The following is an 18609-nucleotide window of genomic DNA, read 5'->3' as shown; positions in this document are numbered from 1 at the left end:
GTTTCAGGAGGCGCCAAGGACCGAAGCGATGACGTCCTGAAGCTGATTTTGCGAGAAAGGCTTCGGCAGCCGCGGCAGACGGTTGTCGCCACCGGTGGGCAATTCCGCATAGCCGGTTGCGAGCACGACCGGCAGCCCCGGCCATTTTTCGCGGATGGCGGCCGCCAGTTCCGAGCCGGTCATGCGCGGCATGGAATGGTCGGTAATGACGAGATCGAACTGACGCTCCCCTTTGCGCAGCGTGTCCAACGCCTCTGCACCGCTATAGGCTTCGATCACCACATGCCCCAGATCCTCCAGCATCAGCGTCGTGTTCATGAGGACCAGGGCGTCGTCATCGACGGCGAGGATGGTGAAGGCTCCCTTGGGAGCCTCGGCGGGTGAGGGCATGGATGTCTCCGAAAATTGCGGGGCGTCATTTGCGTCTGCGACGGGCAGGAAGAGCGAAACCGTGGTGCCCTTGCCCTTCTCGCTTTGGATCACGAGCTTGCCACCCGATTGCTCGGACAAACCCTGGACCATCGGAAGGCCAAGTCCTGTTCCCTTGCCGACGCCTTTGGTGGTGAAAAAAGGCGTCGTCGCCCGCGCCAGCGTTTCCTCATCCATCCCTTCGCCGGTGTCGGCGACCGAAAGCCGGACGTAACGGCCGGGCTTCAGCTTTTCCGACCCTCCGTCTACCACATGTTCCTCGGCATCGATGGTGATCAGACCGCCGTTCATCATTGCGTCGCGGGCATTGACGACAAGGTTGAGAAGTGCGGTTTCGAGTTGTACGGGGTCGGTCATGACCGGGGGAAGATGGGGCGGGAAGTGGGTCTCGATCCGGGTATCGGCACCGAGGGAGCGTTGTACGAAATCCATCATGCCGTTCATCAGGGCCTGTGCGTCGACGGCCTCCATGTTGAGTTCCTGCCGACGCGAGAAGGCGAGCATGCGTTGGGTCAGGGCGGCACCACGCTCGGCGCCCTGTATGGCATTGTCGATCAACGGCATCAGTGCCGGATCGTTCGGCAGGCGTTTTTTCAGGATTTCCAGGCTGCCGAGGACAGCCATCAGAAGATTGTTGAAGTCGTGCGCGACGCCGCCGGTCAGCTGGCCGATGGCCTCCATCTTCTGTGCCTGGAAAAGCTCCTCACGTGCCTGGGTGAGTGCTTTCTGCACCTCAACCTTTTCGGTAATGTCGCGGGTTATCTTGGCAAAGCCCAGGAGCTCGCCATGCTCGTTGCGGATGGCATCGATGATCACATGTGCCCAGAAACGGCTGCCGTCCTTGCGTTGCCGCAGCCCCTCCTTCTCGACGCGTCCTTCTCTCCTGGCGGTTTCCAGGCTTTTTGCCGGCTCGCCGCGCTCGCGGTCCTCTTCCGTATAAAATTGTGAGAAATGCTTTCCGACGATCTCATCGGCCGTATATCCCTTGATGCGCTCGGCTCCGATATTCCAGTTGCTGACATAGCCTTCCGGATCAAGCATGTAGAGCGCGTAGTCTGTGACGCCCTGCACGAGGAGCTGGAACTTCTGCTCGCTCTGCCTGAGGTCGACTTCCGCCTGCTTCCGCTCCGTCAGATCGCGGGTGACCTTGGCGAAGCCCAGGATCTCACCGGACCGGCCCCAGATCGGATCGATGATGGCATGCGCCCAGAAGCGAGTGCCATCCTTGCGAACATGCCAGGCTTCGCTTTCGAAACGTCCTTCCGTCGCCGCCGTCCGCAAGGCGTTTTCGGGCACCCGGGCGAGGCGGTCTTCATTCGTGTAGAAGCAGGAAAAATGCTCTCCGAGGATTTCCCACGCCTCGTAGCCCTTGAAGCGCTGCGCCCCCGGATTCCAGCTCGCCACCCTGCCGTCAGGGGCGAGCATATAGATGGCATAATCGGTGATCGCATCAACAAGAAGCCGATAGCGCTCCTCATCAAGTAGCGAAACGTCGTAGCTTTGCGGCATGCTCATCCAATTTCCCCGGCCCGCCGAACGCGGTTCAACACGCTCAAACGTCATTTGTAACTTTTGGTTCCCGCCAGAGATGATTTTTTGTCACAAAGCGTAGCCGCTCCGTAAAGGTTGACAGATGACAGTTTTCGCTTTACGACTGACGAAAAATGAAAATCGTCAGTCGTTAAGTGAAAGCCGTCAATCCATGGAAGCCAGTGAAAATACCATAGAGGCGACGAGGCAGGAGAACGTCAGCCGCATCCTCGATGCGGCGGAACGCCTCTTCAAGCACTACGGCTATACCAAGACCAATGTCGCCGATATCGCCCGCGATCTCGGGATGTCGCCCGCCAATATCTACCGCTTCTTCTCGTCGAAGGCGGATATTCACCAGGCGCTGGCGAACCGCATGCTCGACGGCAGCTATCAGATGGCTTTGGCCAATGCGAAGCGGCCGGCGAGCGCGACGGAGCGCCTGCACGATCACGTCCTGCAACAGCATCGGCTGACCCTCGAGACCATGCTCGACGAGAAGAAGGTGCACGAGATGGTGGTGATCGCCATCGAGCAGCAATGGCCGGTGATCCAGCAGCATCTGGACCGCCTCCGCTTGCTGATCGCCGACCTCATCCGGGAAGGCATCGATGCTGGTGAATTCCGGGAACAGAACCCGCTGCTGGCGGCCGAGAACTTCATGTCGTGCATGGTGAAGCTGTGCCATCCGATGCTGATCGCCGATTGCCTGCTCGAAAGGCAGATCGGGCAGCCGGAAGATCTCGTGGAATTCGGCCTGCGTGCCTTGAAATAACTGTCCTTATCGAAATCCCGCCATCAGGAGTGCGGCGCCATGTTTTTTGTGAAGACCAGACGTGATGTCTCGTTTCTCGTCAAAGGCCTCGTTGTTGCGACCGCGCTTGGTGCGCTGGCGGCCTGCTCGGAAGAGAAGAAGGCCGAAGCGCCAGAGGTGGTTCGGCCTGTCAAGGTAATCGAGGTCTCTGCCGCCGATCAGGGCCGGAAGGTAGAGTATTCCGGCTCCGTCAAGGCGCGCACGGAGATGAATCTCGGCTTCCGTGTCGCTGGCAAGATCACCGAGCGGCTGGTGGATATCGGTCAGCGGGTCAAGCCGGGCGATGTGCTTGCCCGGCTTGATGCGACCGATTACCAGCTCGCCGTCCGCCGGGCGGAGGCCGATCTCGCCGCCGCGCAGAAGCAGGCGGAGATCACCGAGCTCGCCAAGCGCCGTGCCGATTCTCTCTATTCCAAGAACGTTGCCTCCCAATCGGACATGGAGCAGGCGGCGCTTGCCTATGACCAGGCCGTCTCCTCCCGCCAGTCGGCGGTTTCGGCTTTGCAGGAGGCGCGCAACCAGGTTGCCTATGCCGAACTCAAGTCGGATCAGAACGGCATCGTCACCGCCGTCAGCGCCGATATCGGCCAGGTCGTGGGCGTCGGAACGGCGGTCATTTCCGTCGCCGTTGATGGCGGTAAGGAAGTGCAGATCGCCGTTCCGGAAATGGACGTCGCCAAGTTCAGCCCCGGCAAGACGGTCAAGGCGCGCTTCTGGTCGGCGACCGACCTTGTGCTTGACGGCAAGGTTCGGGAAATCGCAGGCAGCGCCGATCCCCAGTCGCGGACCTTTGCGATCCGCGTCAGCCTGCCGGAGGACCCGCGCGTCCTGCTCGGCATGACCGCGACGATCGAGGCTATCGAGGACAACGCCGCGCCGACCTGGTCCATTCCGCTTGCGGCTCTTGCCAAGAAGGACGGCCAGTCGGTCGTCTGGATCGTCGATCGTGAAAAAGGGATGGTGGGTTCGCGCCCGGTGACCGTTGCCGATTTTTCCGATGACGGCGTGCGCATTTCCGAAGGGCTTTCGAAAGGTGACCTCGTCGTCTCGGCGGGCACGCAATTCATGCGTGAAGACATGAAGGTGAAGCTGCCGGAAGCAGTTGCCTCCCGCTTCGGCAGCGCCAGCAGCATCAGCACCGCTTCGGTTATGCCCTGATTTCAAGAACCCGGCCCTAAAGGACCACGATCATGAACTCCTCCCATCAGGACAATCCTCCGGAAAAGGCCAGGTTCAACCTGTCCCGCTGGGCGATCGGCCATCCGAGCATTGCCCGCTTCCTCTTCGGTCTGATCATCGCCATGGGCGTGCTCGGCGTCATGAACATGGGTCAGAAGGAGGATCCGGATTTCACCTTCCGCGTCATGGTCGTGCAGTCCGTCTGGCCCGGCGCCTCGATCGACGACATGCAGAACCAGGTCGTCAACAAGATCGAGCGCAAGCTTCAGGAAACGCCGCATCTCGACTGGGTGAAGTCCTATACCCGCGCCGGTTTTGCGATCACCACCGTGCAGGTCAAGGGCGATACGAATTCCGAGGAAGTGGCCGACGCCTTCTATCAGGTGCGCAAGAAGATCGGCGACATCAAGCAGGATCTGCCCTCCGGCCTGCTCGGTCCTTATTTCAACGACGAATTCGGCGACACGTTCATCACGATGCACGCGATCGTCGGCGAGGGATACAGCTATCCGGAGCTGAAGCAGTTCGCCATCCAGGCGCGCGACATGCTGCTTGCCACGCCGGGTGTCGAGAAGGCGGTCATCCTCGGCGACCAGCCGCAGAAGATCTTCATCGACGTTTCCTCAAAGGCGCTGGCCGAACGCGGCCTGACCGTCGTCGACATCCAGAATGCGCTTGCCGGCCAGAACAATGTCGATCCGGCCGGCAGCGTGGAGACCGCCGAGCGCTCGGTTCGCATTTCCGTCGAAGGCGATGTCACGACGCCCGAAGATATCCGGGAACTGCGCCTGCGCGCCGGCAGCCAGGTGATCCGGCTCGGCGACATAGCGACGGTGAAGGAAGGTCTCGAGGACCCCTACCAGCGCAAGTTCCGCTTCGACGGCCAGGACAGCGTGCAGCTTGGCGTCGTCATGGCGAACGGGTTCAAGGTCACCGATGTCGGTCACGATATCGAGGCAACTTATCACCGCTTCGAAGAGACGCTGCCGGTCGGCGTTTCGGTGCACCAGATTTCCAACCAGCCGGAGGTCGTGACCGAAGCCGTCGGCGAATTCACCAAGGCGCTGATGGAAGCCCTCGTGATCGTCCTGATCGTCTCGCTGATTTCGATCGGCTGGCGCTCGGGCATCGTGATCGCGATCGCAATCCCCCTCGTGCTCGCGGCGACGCTCGCCATCATGTATTACATGGGCATAGAGCTGCAGCGCATCTCGCTCGGCGCGCTGATCATCGCGCTCGGGCTGCTCGTCGACGACGCGATGATCGTCGTCGAGATGATGGAGCGCAAGCTGGAGGAGGGATTGCACCGCATCGATGCGGCGAGCTTCGCCTATTCGTCCACCGCCTTCCCGATGCTGACCGGCACGCTGATCACGACCGCCGGCTTCATCCCGGTCGGCTTTGCCGAATCCACCGCCGGCGAATATGTCCGCACGCTTTTCTACGTGGTGGGCATCGCGCTCGTCACCTCCTGGTTCGTGGCGGTCTATTTCACTCCCTGGCTCGGCTACATGATCCTCAAGCAGCGGGCGCATGCCGGCACCCATCACGATGCCTATGACACCCGCTTCTATCACCGCCTGCGCAGCACGGTCGGCTGGGCGGTGCGCCACCGGATCATCGTGCTCACCCTGACGCTCGCCGCCTTCTTCGGCAGCCTCTGGTCCTTCCAGTTCATCCCGCAGAGCTTCTTCCCGCAGTCCTCGCGGCCGGAAATCCTGGTCGACATGTGGCTGCCGGAAGGGACCGCGATCGAGGAAGTGGAACGGCAGGCGAAGGCGCTTGAAACCAAGATCCTGCCCGATCAGGACAAGACTTTCGTCGCCACCTATATCGGCGAAGGCGTGCCGCGCTTCTTCCTGCCGCTCGACCAGCAGCTCCGCAATCCGAACTATGCGCAGCTCCTCGTCATGTCGAAGGATGAGGACGCAAGAGAGCGGCTGATCGTCAAGCTGCGCCAGATCCTGGCGGAGGATTTCCCGACCGTGCGCGGCAAGGTTGACCGTCTCTTCCTCGGCCCGCCGACCGGCTGGCCGGTGCAGATGCGCGTCATAGGGCCGGACAAGGCCGAGGTCCGCCGCATCGCCGACCAGGTCAAGGAACGCTATCACCAGCAGCCGCTGTTCGGCTCGATCCATGACGACTGGATGGAACCGGTGCCGGCCATGAAGCTGGTCATCGACCAGGATCGCGCCCGGGCGCTCGGTGTTTCCTCGCAACGTGTCCGCCAGATGCTGCAGACGGCGGTCTCGGGTGCGCCGATCGATGATTTCCGCGACGGCGAGGAGACGGTTTCGATCGTCGTCCGCGAGCCGGATGCGACGCGCAGCCTGCTGTCTGCCGTGCAGTCGGTCTATGTCCCGACGGACTTCGGCAGTTTCGTGCCCGTCTCGCAGATCGCCAAGGTCGAGCCGGTGCTCGAACAGGGCATCGAGTGGCGCCGCGACCGCCTGCCGACAATCACCGTCAAGGCGACATTGCCGGACGGCGTCGAGCCGACCCAGATGGCGCTCAACTTCTACAACTCGATCGCCGATCTGCGCGCCAGCCTGCCCGCCGGCTACAAGATCGAGATACAGGGCGGCGCCGAGGATTCGGCCGAAAGCCAGGCGTCGATCGCTGCCAAGGCGCCGATCATGCTGCTGGTGATCCTGGTGCTCCTGATGGTGCAGCTCCAGCATTTCGGCAAGGCCATGCTGGTGCTGGCCACCGGTCCGCTGGGTATCATCGGTGCAGCCATGGCGCTGCTCGTCACCGGCGCACCCTTTGGCTTCGTGGCGATCCTCGGGGTCATCGCACTGCTCGGCATCATCATCCGCAACTCGATCATCCTCATCGACCAGATCGACCAGGATATCGCTGCCGGCATGGCACGCTCGGAAGCGATCGTCGGTGCGGCAGTCCGGCGCTTCCGGCCGATCATGCTGACCGCGATGACGGCGGTGCTGGCGCTGATCCCCATCTCCCGCGGCGTCTTCTGGGGGCCGCTCGCCTATGCGATGATGGGCGGCATCCTGGTTGCCACGGTGCTGACCATCCTCGTACTGCCGGCTGGCTATGCGCTCTTCTTCGGCCGCGAGAAGAAGGACGAAGACGACAAGGGCGATCGCCAGCCGGCCAATCAGGGCGACTTGTTCGAAAGCCGTGAAACGCCCCTGCCCATGGCGGCCGAATAACGTCGCGCGCCTTCCTCGGGAGCCTGGTAGCTCCTGAGGAAGGCGTCCTGATTCGCGCGAACCGACTGAAAGATATAGTCCGTCACCATTCTCACCCGCGGCACATGACTCAGGTCGCGATGGCAGACCAGCCAGTAGTTCCGCCTGATCTCCACCTCGTCCGGCAATACGATCTGCAGGTCCGGATAGGAGCGGGCGATGAAATGCGGCAATACGCAGAGGCCGAGCGCATTGAGCGTCGCGGTGAGCTGCGCGAAGATGCTGGAGCTCTGGAAGCGCGCCTTGATGCCGGGGTGGACCTCACCCAGATAGTCGAGCCCCGGCACGAAGATCATGTCCTCGATATAGCCGATGAAGGGATGGCTCAGGAGATCCTGCCGGCTGCGGATCGCAGCCGCCCCGGAAAGATAGGCCTTCGATCCGTAGACGTTGAGGCTGTAATCGGTGAGCTTTTCCGTCAGATACGGTCCGTCCTTCGGCGGATCGAGGGAGACGGCGATATCCGCCTCCTTGCGCGACAGCGACATGATCTGCTGGATCGTCACCAGTTCCAGGGTGATGTTCGGGTGGCCGTCGCAGAAATTGCGGATCTTGTCGGCGAAGAAGAAATTCGCGAACCCTTCCGGCGTGCTGAGCCTGACGACGCCGCGCTGCGCGGTCGTGCCGGAGGTGATGTCGGCCTGCAGCCGGTCCGCTTCCGCCTCGATCCGCTCCGCCGCCTCGATGAAGCGCTGGCCCATGCCGGTCAGCACGTAGCCGCGCGGATTGCGCTCGAAGAGCTTCACCTTGAGGGAAAATTCCAGCCGGTCGATCCTGCGTGAAACCGTCGCATGGCTGGTGCGCAGCTGTCGGGCGGCGGTCGAAAGTTGCCCCGTGCGCGCCACGGCGAGAAAATATTGCAGGTCATCCCAAGTAAAGTTCGCATTGGCAGACAAGTCGAATCCTTAATCTGTTCAAAAATGCACAGATACTGTTTGCAATTAATTGCAGGTCCCTGCTTGCGTCAACAGCAGTTTTCGAGAACCATGGGGTTGGAACGGCTGCTTGGAGGAGAGCAGCTCACCAATTTTGAACAGACACTTTGGGAAAATCTCCGGGTACTTTCTCTGGGCACACTCTCTGGGAGGAGAAATCATGCGCAAGACACTTCTGACATCTCTGGCTGTCCTTTTTGCAAGCACGGGTCTTGCAAGCAGTATCGCGTTTGCGCAAAGCGCATCCGACGGCAAGGTCAAGATCGGCATCCTGAACGACCAGTCGGGCGTCTATGCGGATTTCGGCGGCAAGTCCTCGGTGGAGGCCGCGAAGATGGCGGTGGAGGATTTCGGCGGCAAGGTGCTCGGCGCTCCGATCGAGATCGTCGATGCCGACCACCAGAACAAGCCCGATATCGCCTCCAATATCGCCCGCCAGTGGTATGATACCGAGCAGGTCGATGCGATCATGGAACTGACGACCTCTTCCGTTGCGCTGGCGGTGCAGGCGATCGGCAAGGAAAAGAAGAAGATCGACATCGTCACCGGCGCGGCGACCACCGACCTCACCGGCAAGCAATGCAGCCCCTACGGCTTCCACTGGGCCTATGACACCCATGCGCTTGCGGTCGGCACCGGCGGCGCGCTCGTCAAGCAGGGCGGCGACACGTGGTTCTTCCTGACCGCCGACTATGCCTTCGGTTACTCGCTGGAACAGCAAACCAGCGACTTCGTCAAGGCGAACGGCGGCAAGGTCGTCGGCGCGGTCCGCCATCCGCTGGCGACGACCGACTTCTCGTCCTTCCTCTTGCAGGCGCAGTCCTCGGGCGCCAAGGTCATCGGTCTTGCCAATGCCGGCCTCGACACTTCGAACGCCATCAAGCAGGCGGCCGAATTCGGCATCACCGCCGGCGGCCAGAACCTTGCCGCGCTCCTCTTCACGCTTGCCGAAGTGCATGGTCTCGGCCTTGAAGCGGCGCAGGGGCTGACGATGACGGAAGGCTATTACTGGAACCTCGACGATCAGAGCCGCGCGTTCGGCAAGAAGTTCTTCGAGCGCACCAAGAAAATGCCGAACATGGTTCATGCCGGCACCTATTCGGCGGTGACGCAGTATCTGAAGGCCATCGAGAAAGCCGGCACGGATGATACGGACGCCGTCGCCAAGGCGCTGCATGAAATGCCGGTCGACGATTTCTTCGCGCGCGGCGGCACGGTTGCCGCGAACGGCCGGATGATCCACGACATGTATCTGCTGCAGGCGAAGAAGCCCGCCGACAGCAAGGAGCCGTGGGACTATTTCAACGTGCTCGCCACGATCCCCGGCAAGGAAGCCTATATGGACCCTGCCAAGAGCGGCTGCGAGCTGGTGAAGTAATGGCTTTCGCCGCGACAGTAACGCATGAAGAGCCGCGGGTGGTGCTTTCCGCCCGCGGCCTCACGAAACACTTCGGCGCCTTCACGGCGGTGAAACAGGTTGATCTCGACGTCCAGCATGCCCGCGTCCACGCGCTGATCGGCCCGAACGGGGCCGGCAAGACGACCGTCTTCAACCTGCTCACCAAGTTCCTGCAGCCGACGGCGGGTTCGATCACGCTGCTCGGCACAGACATCACCAGCACGCCGCCGGACAAGGTGGCGCGCATGGGCCTTGTGCGTTCCTTCCAGATTTCCGCCGTCTTTCCGCATCTTTCGGTGCTCGACAACGTGCGCGTAGCATTGCAGCGGCCGAATGGCCTTTCCACGCAGTTCTGGCTGCCGCTCTCCTCACTGAACCGGCTGAACGCGCGGGCCGATGAACTGATCGAGACCGTCGGTCTCAAACGCGAACGCAATGCGCTCGCTGCCGACCTTTCTTATGGCCGCAAGCGCGTGCTGGAGATCGCCACGACGCTCGCGCTCGATCCGAAGGTCCTGCTGCTCGACGAGCCGATGGCCGGGATGGGGCAGGAGGATATCGGCACGGTCGCCAACATCATCCGCGAGGTGGCGAAGACCCGTGCGGTGCTGATGGTCGAGCACAATCTCTCGGTCGTCGCCGACATCTGCCACCATGTGACCGTGCTCCAGCGCGGCGAAATCCTCGCGGAAGGCGATTACGCGACCGTCAGCCAGGACGAGCGGGTGCGGTTGGCTTACATGGGCTCGGAGGAGGCTTGAGATGACGCCGTTGCTGCAAGTCTCCAACCTCAATGCCTGGTATGGCGAAAGCCATGTGCTGCATGGCGTCGACATGACGGTGGGCGAGGGCGAGACCATCACTATCCTCGGCCGCAACGGCGTCGGCAAGACGACGACGCTCAGGACCATCATGGGCATCATCCGTGAGCGGAAGGGCGAAATCCGCTTTGCCGGCAAGGACATGCTTTCCGTGCCGCTGCACCGCATCGCGCATGCCGGCCTCGGCTTCGTGCCGGAGGAGCGCGGCATCTTCTCGACGCTGACCGTCGAGGAAAACCTGATGCTGCCGCCGGTCGTCGCCGGTGGCGGGATGACGCTCGACGAGATCTACGCGCTTTTCCCGAATCTTCAGGAGCGCCGCTCCAGCCCCGGGACAAAACTCTCCGGCGGCGAGCAGCAGATGCTGGCAATCGCCCGTATCCTGCGCACCGGCGTCAAGCTGCTGATCCTCGACGAACCGACCGAGGGGCTGGCGCCCGTCATCGTCCAGCGTATCGGCGAGGTGCTGAAGCAACTGAAGGAGCGCGGCATGACGGTGCTCCTGGTGGAGCAGAATTTCCGCTTCGCGAGCCGTGTCGCCGATCGCTTCTATCTCATGGAGCATGGTAAGATGGTCGCGGATTTCCCGGTCAAGGAACTCCCCGGCCGCATGGACATGCTGCACAAGGTTCTGGGGGTGTAGGGATGGCGAAGATCGTTAGATATTCTACTCCCAGGACTCCCTCGCAGCCATCTATGGGGTCCGGCCGGTGCAGCATACTCCCAATCTCCCCCCTTGTGGGGGAGATGTCATCGAAGATGACAGAGGGGGGTGGTGCAGCGAACGCGACGGTAGAGATTGAGGCGTCACCCCCCTCTGCCCTGCCGGGCATCTCCCCCACAAGGGGGGAGATCGGCACGCTGCGCTGTCTTCCTCAAATCGCGGCGACATTGCCCAGGAGCCACGCGCCATGACGATGATCTTCGGCATACCGCTGCAGGCCTTTCTCGGGCAGCTCCTGATCGGCCTGATCAACGGTTCGTTCTATGCGCTGCTCAGCCTCGGGCTTGCGGTCATTTTCGGCCTCCTGCGCGTCATCAACTTCGCTCACGGCGCGCAATACATGCTCGGCGCCTTCGTCGCGATGCTCCTGCTCCAATATTTCGGGATCAACTACTGGTTCGCGCTGGTCCTCGGTCCGCTGATCGTCGGCCTGTTCGGGGCGTTGATCGAACGGACGATGCTGTCCAGGCTCTACAAGCTCGATCCGCTTTACGGACTGCTCTTCACCTTCGGGCTGGCGCTGACGATCGAGGGCACGTTCCGCTATCTCTATGGTGCGGCCGGCCAGCCCTATTCGGTGCCGTCGCAACTTGCCGGCGGCACGAATCTCGGCTTCATGTTCCTGCCGATCTATCGCGGCTGGGTGGTGGTCGTGTCGCTCGTCGCCTGCATCGGCACCTGGCTGCTGATCGAGAAGACCAAGCTCGGTTCGTATCTGCGCGCGGCCACCGAGAACACGGTGCTGGTGCAGGCCTTCGGCGTCAACGTGCCGATGCTGCTGACCCTCACCTACGGGTTCGGCGCTGCGCTCGCCGCATTTGCCGGGGTGCTTGCCGCACCGATCTACCAGGTCTCGCCGTTGATGGGCTCGAACATCATCATCGTCGTCTTCGCGGTGGTCGTGGTCGGCGGCATGGGCTCGATCATGGGCGCCATCCTGACCGGCTACATGCTCGGCATCGCGGAGGGTTTGACCAAGGTGTTCTATCCGGAGGCCTCGAACATCGTCATCTTCGTCATCATGGCGATCGTGCTTCTCCTGAGGCCAGCCGGCCTCTTCGGACGGGATGCGTAACATGACCGACCTTACTCAAAGCAGCGTCAAACGGCAGCCCGAACGGTCGGCCACGGCCTCGATGACCTATGCGGCCTTCCTGATCGCGGGGCTCGCCTTTCTCATCGTGGCGCCGGCCTTCTTCTATCCGATCTTCCTGATGAAGCTTTTATGCTTCGCGCTGTTCGCCTGCGCCTTCAACCTGCTGCTCGGCTATACGGGGCTCTTGTCCTTCGGCCATGCGACCTTCTTCGGGGGCGCCGCCTATTTCACCGCCCATGCGGTGAAGGAATGGGGCTTTCCGCCGGAACTCGGCGTCTTGACCGGCGTCGTCGGCGCAGCACTGCTCGGCCTCGTCATGGGCTATGTGGCGATCCGCCGGCAGGGCATCTATTTCGCGATGATCACGCTGGCGCTGTCGCAGATGTTCTTCTTCTTCTGCCTCCAGGCGGGGTTCACACAGGGCGAGGACGGCATCCAGTCCGTGCCGCGCGGCCATCTCTTCGGCTTCATCGACCTCAGCCAGTCAAGCAACATGTATTACTTCGTGCTGGCGGTGTTCCTGATCGGCATGGTGGTCATTTGGCGTTTCATCAACTCGCCCTTCGGCATGATCCTGAAGTCGATCCGCGAGAACGAGGCGCGCGCCACCTCGCTCGGCTATTCCGTCGCGCGCTACAAGCTAGGCGCCTTCGTCATGTCGGCGGCGCTGGCCGGACTTGCCGGCGGATTGAAGGCGCTGGTCTTCCAGTTCGCGACGCTGACGGACGTCGCCTGGCAGATGTCCGGCGAGGTGATCCTCATGACGCTGCTCGGCGGCATCGGCACGCTGATCGGCCCGATCTTCGGCGCTGGCCTGGTCGTCACGCTGCAGAACTATCTGGCGACGTCGGAATTCCCGGTGACGATCATCACCGGCGTCGTCTTCATGGTCTGCGTCCTCGTCTTCCGGCGGGGCATCATAGGAGAATTCTACGCCTCCCGGCTCGGCCGGAAGCTCGGTTTCGAGCATCGGCGGTGAACGGTCAAAGCCATGGAAAATTACGATTACATTGTCATCGGTGCGGGCAGCGCCGGCTGCGTCCTGGCCAACCGCCTCTCGAAGGACCCGGATAACCGCGTCCTGATCATCGAAGCCGGCGGTAACGACAATTACCACTGGGTGCATATTCCCGTCGGTTATCTCTACTGCATCAACAATCCGCGCACCGACTGGTGCTTTACCACCGAGAAGGAAGAAGGCCTCAATGGCCGTTCGCTTTCCTACCCGCGCGGGAAAATCCTCGGTGGCTGCTCCTCGATCAACGGCATGATCTACATGCGCGGCCAGGCGCGCGACTACGACCTCTGGCGGCAGATGGGTTGCACCGGCTGGGGCTGGGACGATGTCCTGCCGATCTTCAGGAAATCGGAGGATTTCTACAAGGGCGCCGACGAGATGCACGGCGCCGGCGGCGAATGGCGGATCGAAAAGGCCCGCGTCCGCTGGGCGGTACTCGACGCCTTCCAGAAGGCGGCGGAGGAGGCCGGAATCCCGATCATCGACGACTTCAACTGCGGCAATAACGAGGGCTCCAGTTATTTCGACGTCAACCAGCGTTCCGGCATCCGCTGGAATGCGTCGAAGGCCTTCCTCAAGCCCGCGATGAAGCGGCCGAACCTCACCGTGCTGACCAAGGCGCATGTGCGCCGCCTGATCATCGAGAACGGCGAGGTGAAGGGTGTCGAATTCCAGCACGACGGCGTGACGAAGAAAGCCCATGCGAGGAAGGAAACCGTGCTCAGCGCCGGGGCGATCGGTAGCCCGCATATCCTCGAGCTCTCCGGCGTCGGCCGCGGCGAGGTGCTGCAAAAGGCGGGCGTCGAGGTCGTCAAGGAAGTGAAGGGCGTCGGTGAGAACCTGCAGGACCATCTGCAATTGCGCATGGTCTACAAGGTCACCGGCGTTCCGACGCTCAACGAAAAGGCGTCGAGCCTGATCGGCAAGGCGGCGATCGGGCTGGAATATGCATTCAAGCGCTCCGGGCCGATGTCCATGGCGCCGAGCCAGCTCGGCATCTTTACGAAATCAGGTCCGGACAGGGAGACGCCGGATCTCGAATACCATGTCCAGCCCGTCTCGCTCGACAAGTTCGGCGATCCCGTCCATGCCTTCCCGGCCATGACCGCGAGTGTGTGCAACCTGCGTCCTGAAAGCCGCGGCTCGGTGCATCTCAAGAGCCCGGATTTCGCAGCCGCCCCCGGCATCCATCCGAATTATCTCTCGACTGCCGGCGACCGGGACATCGCGGTGAGGGCGGTCCGGCTCACCCGCGAGATCGTCAAGAAGCCCGCCTTCGCGCGTTATCATCCGGAAGAATACAAGCCCGGCCCGTCCTTCGAGACCGATGCCGATCTCGAAAAGGCGGCGGGCGATATCGGTACGACGATCTTCCACCCGGTCGGCACGGCGCGCATGGGCGCCGATCCGGAAAGCGTGGTCGATCCGCGTCTGAAAATGCGCGCGCTCGGAAAACTTCGTATCGCCGATGCCTCGATCATGCCCAATATAACATCCGGAAACACCAATTCGCCGACGATCATGATCGCCGAAAAGGCGGCGGAGATGATCCTGGCGGACAACCGTTAAACCGGAGATGCGCATGTCCGATACCGCCATTCAGAGTGATGAAGTCCTTCTCGACCACGTTGGTTCGGCGGCCGTCATCCGGCTCAACCGTCCAAAGGCCCTGAACAGCCTGAACCTTGCCATGGTGCGGGACATGAAGGCGGCGATGGAGCGTTTCGCCGGCGATCCGGCGATCTCCTGCGTCATCGTGAAAGGCGAGGGGGAACGGGGGCTTTGCGCCGGCGGCGATATCCGCGTCATCCACGAGATGGGCAGGACGGATGATCCCGAAGTGACGCGCTTCTGGCGGGAGGAATTCCCGCTCAACTACATGATCTCCCATTATTCCAAACCCTATGTGGCGCTGATGGACGGTATCGTCATGGGCGGCGGCGTCGGCATTTCTTCGCATGGAAAACACCGCATCGTGACGGAACGGACGCGGCTTGCCATGCCGGAGACCGGCATCGGTTATGTGCCGGATGTCGGCGCCACCTGGCTTTTGCCGCACGCGCCGGGCGAGACCGGCACATGGATGGCGCTGACGGGCGAGACGGTCGGCGCGGCGGACGCCATCCATGCCAATCTCGCAGACGCCTGCGTTCCGTCCGAGCGCCTGGAGGGGCTGGTCGAGGCCCTGGGCGAGCTCAAGGGAAGTGCCTCCGATGAACAGGCGCGGGCGGTGATCGATCGTTTTGCGGTCGCGCCGGGCGAGGGGCAGTTCGCCGCCCATCGCGACCTGATCGACCGCACCTTCCGCTTCGATAGAGTGGAGGAAATCGTCGCGGCCCTGGAAAAGGAAGAGGGCGAGTTTGCCGTCAGGACGCGCGAGATCATCTCGAAACGCTCCCCGACAAGCCTCAAGCTGGCCCTGCGGCTGCTGCGGCTCGGACGCGCAAGTTCGAGCCTTGTCGAATGCCTGGAACGGGAGTTCACTGCCGGCGTGGAAATCCTGCACAACCACGACTTCTACGAGGGCGTGCGGGCCGCGATCATCGACAAGGACCGCAATCCGAAATGGCGGCCGGCGACGCTCGAAGAGGTGAGCGAGGCGGACCTCGACCGTTATTTCGCCGTGCGGCATCCGGTGTTGTTTGCGGACCACAGGCTCTGAGAAATACAGGAACGGGAGGAAGACATGACCAAGATCGCATTTATTGGCCTCGGAAACATGGGCGGGCCGATGGCCGCCAATCTGGTGAAGGCGGGTCATGAGGTGCATGGCTTCGACCTCTCGGATGCCTCGCTGAAGGCGGCTGCCGGCGCAGGCGTCAAGGGCGCTGCGACGCTTGCGGAAGCCGTTCACGATGCCGAATGCGTCATCACCATGCTGCCGAAGGGAGAGCATGTCATCGCGGTCTGGACGGACCTTACGACGCTCGTCCCCGAAGGAACGCTTGTCATCGATTGCTCGACGATCGACGTGGAAAGCGCCCGCAAGGCACACAAGCTCGCGGAGGTGATGAACTGCATCTCGCTGGATGCGCCGGTTTCCGGCGGCACCGGGGGCGCTGCGGCCGGCACGCTGACCTTCATGGTCGGCGGTTCTCAAAAGGCGTTCGCGTCGGGCAAGCCTATCCTCGAGGCCATGGGCAAGAAGATCGTCCATTGCGGCGAGGCGGGAGCCGGGCAGGCTGCCAAGATCTGCAACAACATGATCCTCGGCATTTCGATGATCGGCGTCTGCGAGGCCTTCGGGCTTGCCGAAAAGCTCGGCCTCTCGCACCAGGCGCTGTTCGATGTTGCCTCCACGTCATCGGGACAATGCTGGTCGCTCACCACCTATTGCCCGGTACCCGGTCCGGTGCCGGCCTCGCCCGCCAACAACGATTACAAACCGGGTTTCGCCGCGGCGCTGATGCTGAAGGACCTGACGCTGTCGCAGCAGGCGGCAAGGCAATCGGGTGCCGCAACGCCGCTCGGGAGCCATGCGGCCGAGCTTTATGCGGAGTTCGAGAAGGCCGGCCACGGCGGAGACGATTTTTCCGCGATCATCCGGATGCTGCGGGAGAAGGCGAGCGCTTGAGTTTTTCCGGAAACACCTTCGCCCACGCAGGCAGAGCCGGCATGGTTGGGAACGGGGCAGGCAGTGGCATTGGGTTTGGGAGGTAGGATTTTCTGCCTGCCCCGGCCGTTTCGGTTATCTTTCGAGAGTTGTCAGTTCCCGTCCAATCGTCTTCCACGACCATCACCGGAAACCGAGCCTTGACCCGTGAAGCTGGAGCCGGCTCGCGAACCCGGTTCCCATCCGATGACGTGAGGATTATCGCGCCGGTTTTGCTGGCGGGGACAAACGGCACGGGCCGTTCGATCCAAGTCGTTGATGGACAGACGGTTTATTTTTCGAAGACGCCGAATCATCCCCGCAGGCGATCCGCCCGGCGGGGCTTTGTTTGCGTTTGTTTGTCCCGAGCGATGGGAGTAAGATTCATACCCCCTGGCCGACCGGCCATGGACCTGTGATGGAGGAGAACATGGGTCGCAAATTCATCGATTGCCGCGAATTTCCGAGCGAAATGAAATGCACCGTAGCCATGTCGGCTGACAGCACCGACGAGCTTGTCGACGTCGCGGTCCAGCACGCCGTTTCCGTGCATGGTCGTCAGGACACGCCGGAGTTCCGCACGGAGATCAGGAAAGCCATCCACGACCTGGAAGCCCCGCGCAGCGTCGCGTGACGGGTGCTTGATGGAGGGTCCCCAGCGTTCATGGCACTGCCTTCTCGGGAGGGGAGGCGGCGTAATCCCGATGGTGAGCGAAAAGCTTTGCCAAACAGGGGCGAAAATGGACGAAATTTCTAAAGGGATGCGCAAGCGGGGTCCCCGGTTCCTCGCGATCCGGCACGCCAGCCGGTAGTTTCAGCGGAACAATCAAACACCGGAGACTTGCATGAACCGCCTCCTGATCCTCGGCACCGCGTTTGCCGCGCTTTTCGTCACGCCTGCACTGGCGCAGGAGCCGAACAAGCTTCTCAACGCCTCCTACGATATCGCCCGCGAGATCTTCGCAGCCGAAAACGAGGCCTTCATCAAGAGCCATCCGGGCGTCATCATCGACCAGTCGCATGCCGGTACCTCGAAGCAGGCCCGTTCGATCGTCGAAGGTCTCGAAGCCGATGTGGTGACCTTCAACCAGGTCACGGATGTCGAGTTTCTGGTGAAGCAGGGCTTCGTTTCCGCGGACTGGCAGAAGGAATTCCCGAACAACGCCTCGCCCTTCTATTCCTTCCCCTCCTTCCTGGTGCGCGCCGGCAATCCGAAGAACATCAAGGACTGGAGCGACCTTGCCCGCGACGACGTGCACGCCGTCTTCCCCAACCCGAAGACCTCCGGCAATGCGCGCTACACCTATCTCGCGGCCTATGCCTGGGCCAAGGAGGCCTATGGCGGCGACGAGGAGAAGATCGAGGCGTTCATCACCAAGATCTTCGACAACGTGCCCGTCTTCGATACCGGCGGCCGCGCCGCGACCACGACCTTCGTGGAGCGCGAGACCGGCGACGTGCTGATCACCTTCGAGGCGGAAACCCGCAGCATCGTCAAGCAATACGGCGCCGACAAGGTCGAGAGCGTCATTCCCTCGGTCAGCCTGCTTGCGGAATTCCCGGTCGCGGTGGTCGACAAGGTCGCCAAGAAGCACGGCTCCGAAGTGCTTGCGAAATCCTATCTGGATTTCCTCTATTCCGAGGACGGCCAGCGGATCGCGGCGGAGTTCGGCCATCGCGTCCACAACGACAAGGTCGTCTCCGAGTTCAAGGACGAGTTCCCGGAAATCCGCCTCGTCAATGTCGACGACGTGTTCGGCGGCTGGAGCAAGATCCAGACGGAGCATTTCTCTTCCGGCGGCACTCTCGACAAGCTTTACGGCAGTCGCTAATCCCACATCGGACCGGTTTCCTCCT

The 18609-nt window shown here is 62.0% G+C and carries 15 protein-coding genes; 13 read left to right on the top strand and 2 right to left on the bottom strand.

Going from position 1 to position 18609, the window contains the following annotated elements:
- Positions 1–3: 3 nt before the first annotated feature.
- Positions 4–1944: a hybrid sensor histidine kinase/response regulator gene (locus tag QEO92_RS17635; RefSeq protein ID WP_227703887.1), complete on the bottom strand. Its 1941-nt coding sequence runs from the start codon at positions 1942–1944 to the stop codon at positions 4–6.
- Between the two features lie 187 nt (positions 1945–2131).
- Between QEO92_RS17635 and QEO92_RS17630 the strand changes: the two genes are divergently transcribed.
- The 3 genes from QEO92_RS17630 to QEO92_RS17620 are packed head-to-tail and all read left to right on the top strand — an operon-like array spanning position 2132 to position 7128.
- The gene (locus QEO92_RS17630; RefSeq protein WP_227703886.1) at positions 2132–2734 is read left to right on the top strand and encodes a TetR/AcrR family transcriptional regulator; all 603 of its coding nucleotides are present in this window, start codon (positions 2132–2134) and stop codon (positions 2732–2734) included.
- Between the two features lie 39 nt (positions 2735–2773).
- The gene (locus QEO92_RS17625; RefSeq protein ID WP_227703885.1) at positions 2774–3931 is read left to right on the top strand and encodes an efflux RND transporter periplasmic adaptor subunit; all 1158 of its coding nucleotides are present in this window, start codon (positions 2774–2776) and stop codon (positions 3929–3931) included.
- Between the two features lie 32 nt (positions 3932–3963).
- The gene (locus QEO92_RS17620; protein ID WP_227703884.1) at positions 3964–7128 is read left to right on the top strand and encodes an efflux RND transporter permease subunit; all 3165 of its coding nucleotides are present in this window, start codon (positions 3964–3966) and stop codon (positions 7126–7128) included.
- Here QEO92_RS17620 and QEO92_RS17615 read toward each other — a convergent pair.
- Positions 7074–8063 carry a LysR family transcriptional regulator gene (locus QEO92_RS17615; RefSeq protein WP_227703883.1) on the bottom strand — a complete coding sequence of 330 codons (990 nt, stop codon included), beginning with the start codon at positions 8061–8063 and terminating at the stop codon, positions 7074–7076. The two genes, QEO92_RS17620 and QEO92_RS17615, sit on opposite strands and share 55 nt — an antisense overlap.
- A 199-nt stretch (positions 8064–8262) precedes the next feature.
- On the opposite strand from QEO92_RS17615, the gene QEO92_RS17610 reads away from it, so the two are divergent.
- The 10 genes from QEO92_RS17610 to cysP all read left to right on the top strand — a co-directional run bounded on the left by QEO92_RS17610 (position 8263) and on the right by cysP (position 18584).
- On the top strand, positions 8263–9480 hold the full coding sequence (locus QEO92_RS17610; protein WP_037154701.1) for an ABC transporter substrate-binding protein: 1218 nt from the start codon (positions 8263–8265) through the stop codon (positions 9478–9480).
- Positions 9480–10262, top strand: a complete 783-nt coding sequence (locus QEO92_RS17605; protein WP_227703882.1) for an ABC transporter ATP-binding protein — start codon at positions 9480–9482, stop codon at positions 10260–10262. Before QEO92_RS17610 ends, QEO92_RS17605 begins: the two co-directional genes overlap by 1 nt.
- Position 10263: 1 nt before the next feature.
- On the top strand, positions 10264–10965 hold the full coding sequence (locus tag QEO92_RS17600) for an ABC transporter ATP-binding protein (RefSeq protein WP_227703881.1): 702 nt from the start codon (positions 10264–10266) through the stop codon (positions 10963–10965).
- A gap of 268 nt (positions 10966–11233) precedes the next feature.
- Positions 11234–12121, top strand: a complete 888-nt coding sequence (locus QEO92_RS17595) for a branched-chain amino acid ABC transporter permease (protein ID WP_227703880.1) — start codon at positions 11234–11236, stop codon at positions 12119–12121.
- 1 nt (position 12122) lies between these two features.
- Positions 12123–13121, top strand: a complete 999-nt coding sequence (locus QEO92_RS17590) for a branched-chain amino acid ABC transporter permease (RefSeq protein ID WP_037154688.1) — start codon at positions 12123–12125, stop codon at positions 13119–13121.
- Positions 13122–13133: 12 nt separating this feature from the next.
- Positions 13134–14729 carry a GMC family oxidoreductase gene (locus QEO92_RS17585; RefSeq protein WP_227703879.1) on the top strand — a complete coding sequence of 532 codons (1596 nt, stop codon included), beginning with the start codon at positions 13134–13136 and terminating at the stop codon, positions 14727–14729.
- Between the two features lie 13 nt (positions 14730–14742).
- Entirely contained in the window at positions 14743–15822 is a 1080-nt protein-coding gene (locus tag QEO92_RS17580) for an enoyl-CoA hydratase/isomerase family protein (protein WP_227703878.1), read from the top strand.
- A gap of 24 nt (positions 15823–15846) precedes the next feature.
- A complete protein-coding gene (gene mmsB, locus QEO92_RS17575; protein ID WP_227703877.1) occupies positions 15847–16734 on the top strand; it encodes a 3-hydroxyisobutyrate dehydrogenase in 888 nt (295 codons plus the stop codon).
- A 448-nt stretch (positions 16735–17182) separates the two neighbouring features.
- Entirely contained in the window at positions 17183–17386 is a 204-nt protein-coding gene (locus tag QEO92_RS17570; protein ID WP_227703876.1) for a DUF1059 domain-containing protein, read from the top strand.
- 211 nt (positions 17387–17597) lie between these two features.
- Positions 17598–18584 (top strand): thiosulfate ABC transporter substrate-binding protein CysP, encoded by a 987-nt coding sequence (cysP, locus tag QEO92_RS17565; RefSeq protein ID WP_227703875.1) that lies wholly within the window; start codon positions 17598–17600, stop codon positions 18582–18584.
- Positions 18585–18609: the final 25 nt, after the last annotated feature.

This window comes from Neorhizobium petrolearium, assembly GCF_029854435.1.
GTDB classification, from domain to species: Bacteria; Pseudomonadota; Alphaproteobacteria; order Rhizobiales; family Rhizobiaceae; genus Neorhizobium; species Neorhizobium petrolearium.
Note: the sequence above shows the minus strand (reverse complement) of the source record. Positions and strands in the feature narration are given on the sequence as shown.

What these genes read in the sequence shown, in the direction of transcription:
- QEO92_RS17625 (WP_227703885.1), top strand. Translation starts at nt 2,774, where the DNA reads ATGTTTTTTGTGAAGACCAGACGTGATGTCTCGTTTCTCGTCAAAGGC.
- QEO92_RS17630 (WP_227703886.1), top strand. Translation starts at nt 2,132, where the DNA reads ATGGAAGCCAGTGAAAATACCATAGAGGCGACGAGGCAGGAGAACGTC.
- QEO92_RS17600 (WP_227703881.1), top strand. Translation starts at nt 10,264, where the DNA reads ATGACGCCGTTGCTGCAAGTCTCCAACCTCAATGCCTGGTATGGCGAA.
- mmsB (WP_227703877.1), top strand. Translation starts at nt 15,847, where the DNA reads ATGACCAAGATCGCATTTATTGGCCTCGGAAACATGGGCGGGCCGATG.
- QEO92_RS17570 (WP_227703876.1), top strand. Translation starts at nt 17,183, where the DNA reads ATGGGTCGCAAATTCATCGATTGCCGCGAATTTCCGAGCGAAATGAAA.
- cysP (WP_227703875.1), top strand. Translation starts at nt 17,598, where the DNA reads ATGAACCGCCTCCTGATCCTCGGCACCGCGTTTGCCGCGCTTTTCGTC.
- QEO92_RS17620 (WP_227703884.1), top strand. Translation starts at nt 3,964, where the DNA reads ATGAACTCCTCCCATCAGGACAATCCTCCGGAAAAGGCCAGGTTCAAC.
- QEO92_RS17590 (WP_037154688.1), top strand. Translation starts at nt 12,123, where the DNA reads ATGACCGACCTTACTCAAAGCAGCGTCAAACGGCAGCCCGAACGGTCG.
- QEO92_RS17595 (WP_227703880.1), top strand. Translation starts at nt 11,234, where the DNA reads ATGACGATGATCTTCGGCATACCGCTGCAGGCCTTTCTCGGGCAGCTC.
- QEO92_RS17605 (WP_227703882.1), top strand. Translation starts at nt 9,480, where the DNA reads ATGGCTTTCGCCGCGACAGTAACGCATGAAGAGCCGCGGGTGGTGCTT.
- QEO92_RS17610 (WP_037154701.1), top strand. Translation starts at nt 8,263, where the DNA reads ATGCGCAAGACACTTCTGACATCTCTGGCTGTCCTTTTTGCAAGCACG.
- QEO92_RS17585 (WP_227703879.1), top strand. Translation starts at nt 13,134, where the DNA reads ATGGAAAATTACGATTACATTGTCATCGGTGCGGGCAGCGCCGGCTGC.
- QEO92_RS17635 (WP_227703887.1), bottom strand. Translation starts at nt 1,944, where the DNA reads ATGAGCATGCCGCAAAGCTACGACGTTTCGCTACTTGATGAGGAGCGC.
- QEO92_RS17580 (WP_227703878.1), top strand. Translation starts at nt 14,743, where the DNA reads ATGTCCGATACCGCCATTCAGAGTGATGAAGTCCTTCTCGACCACGTT.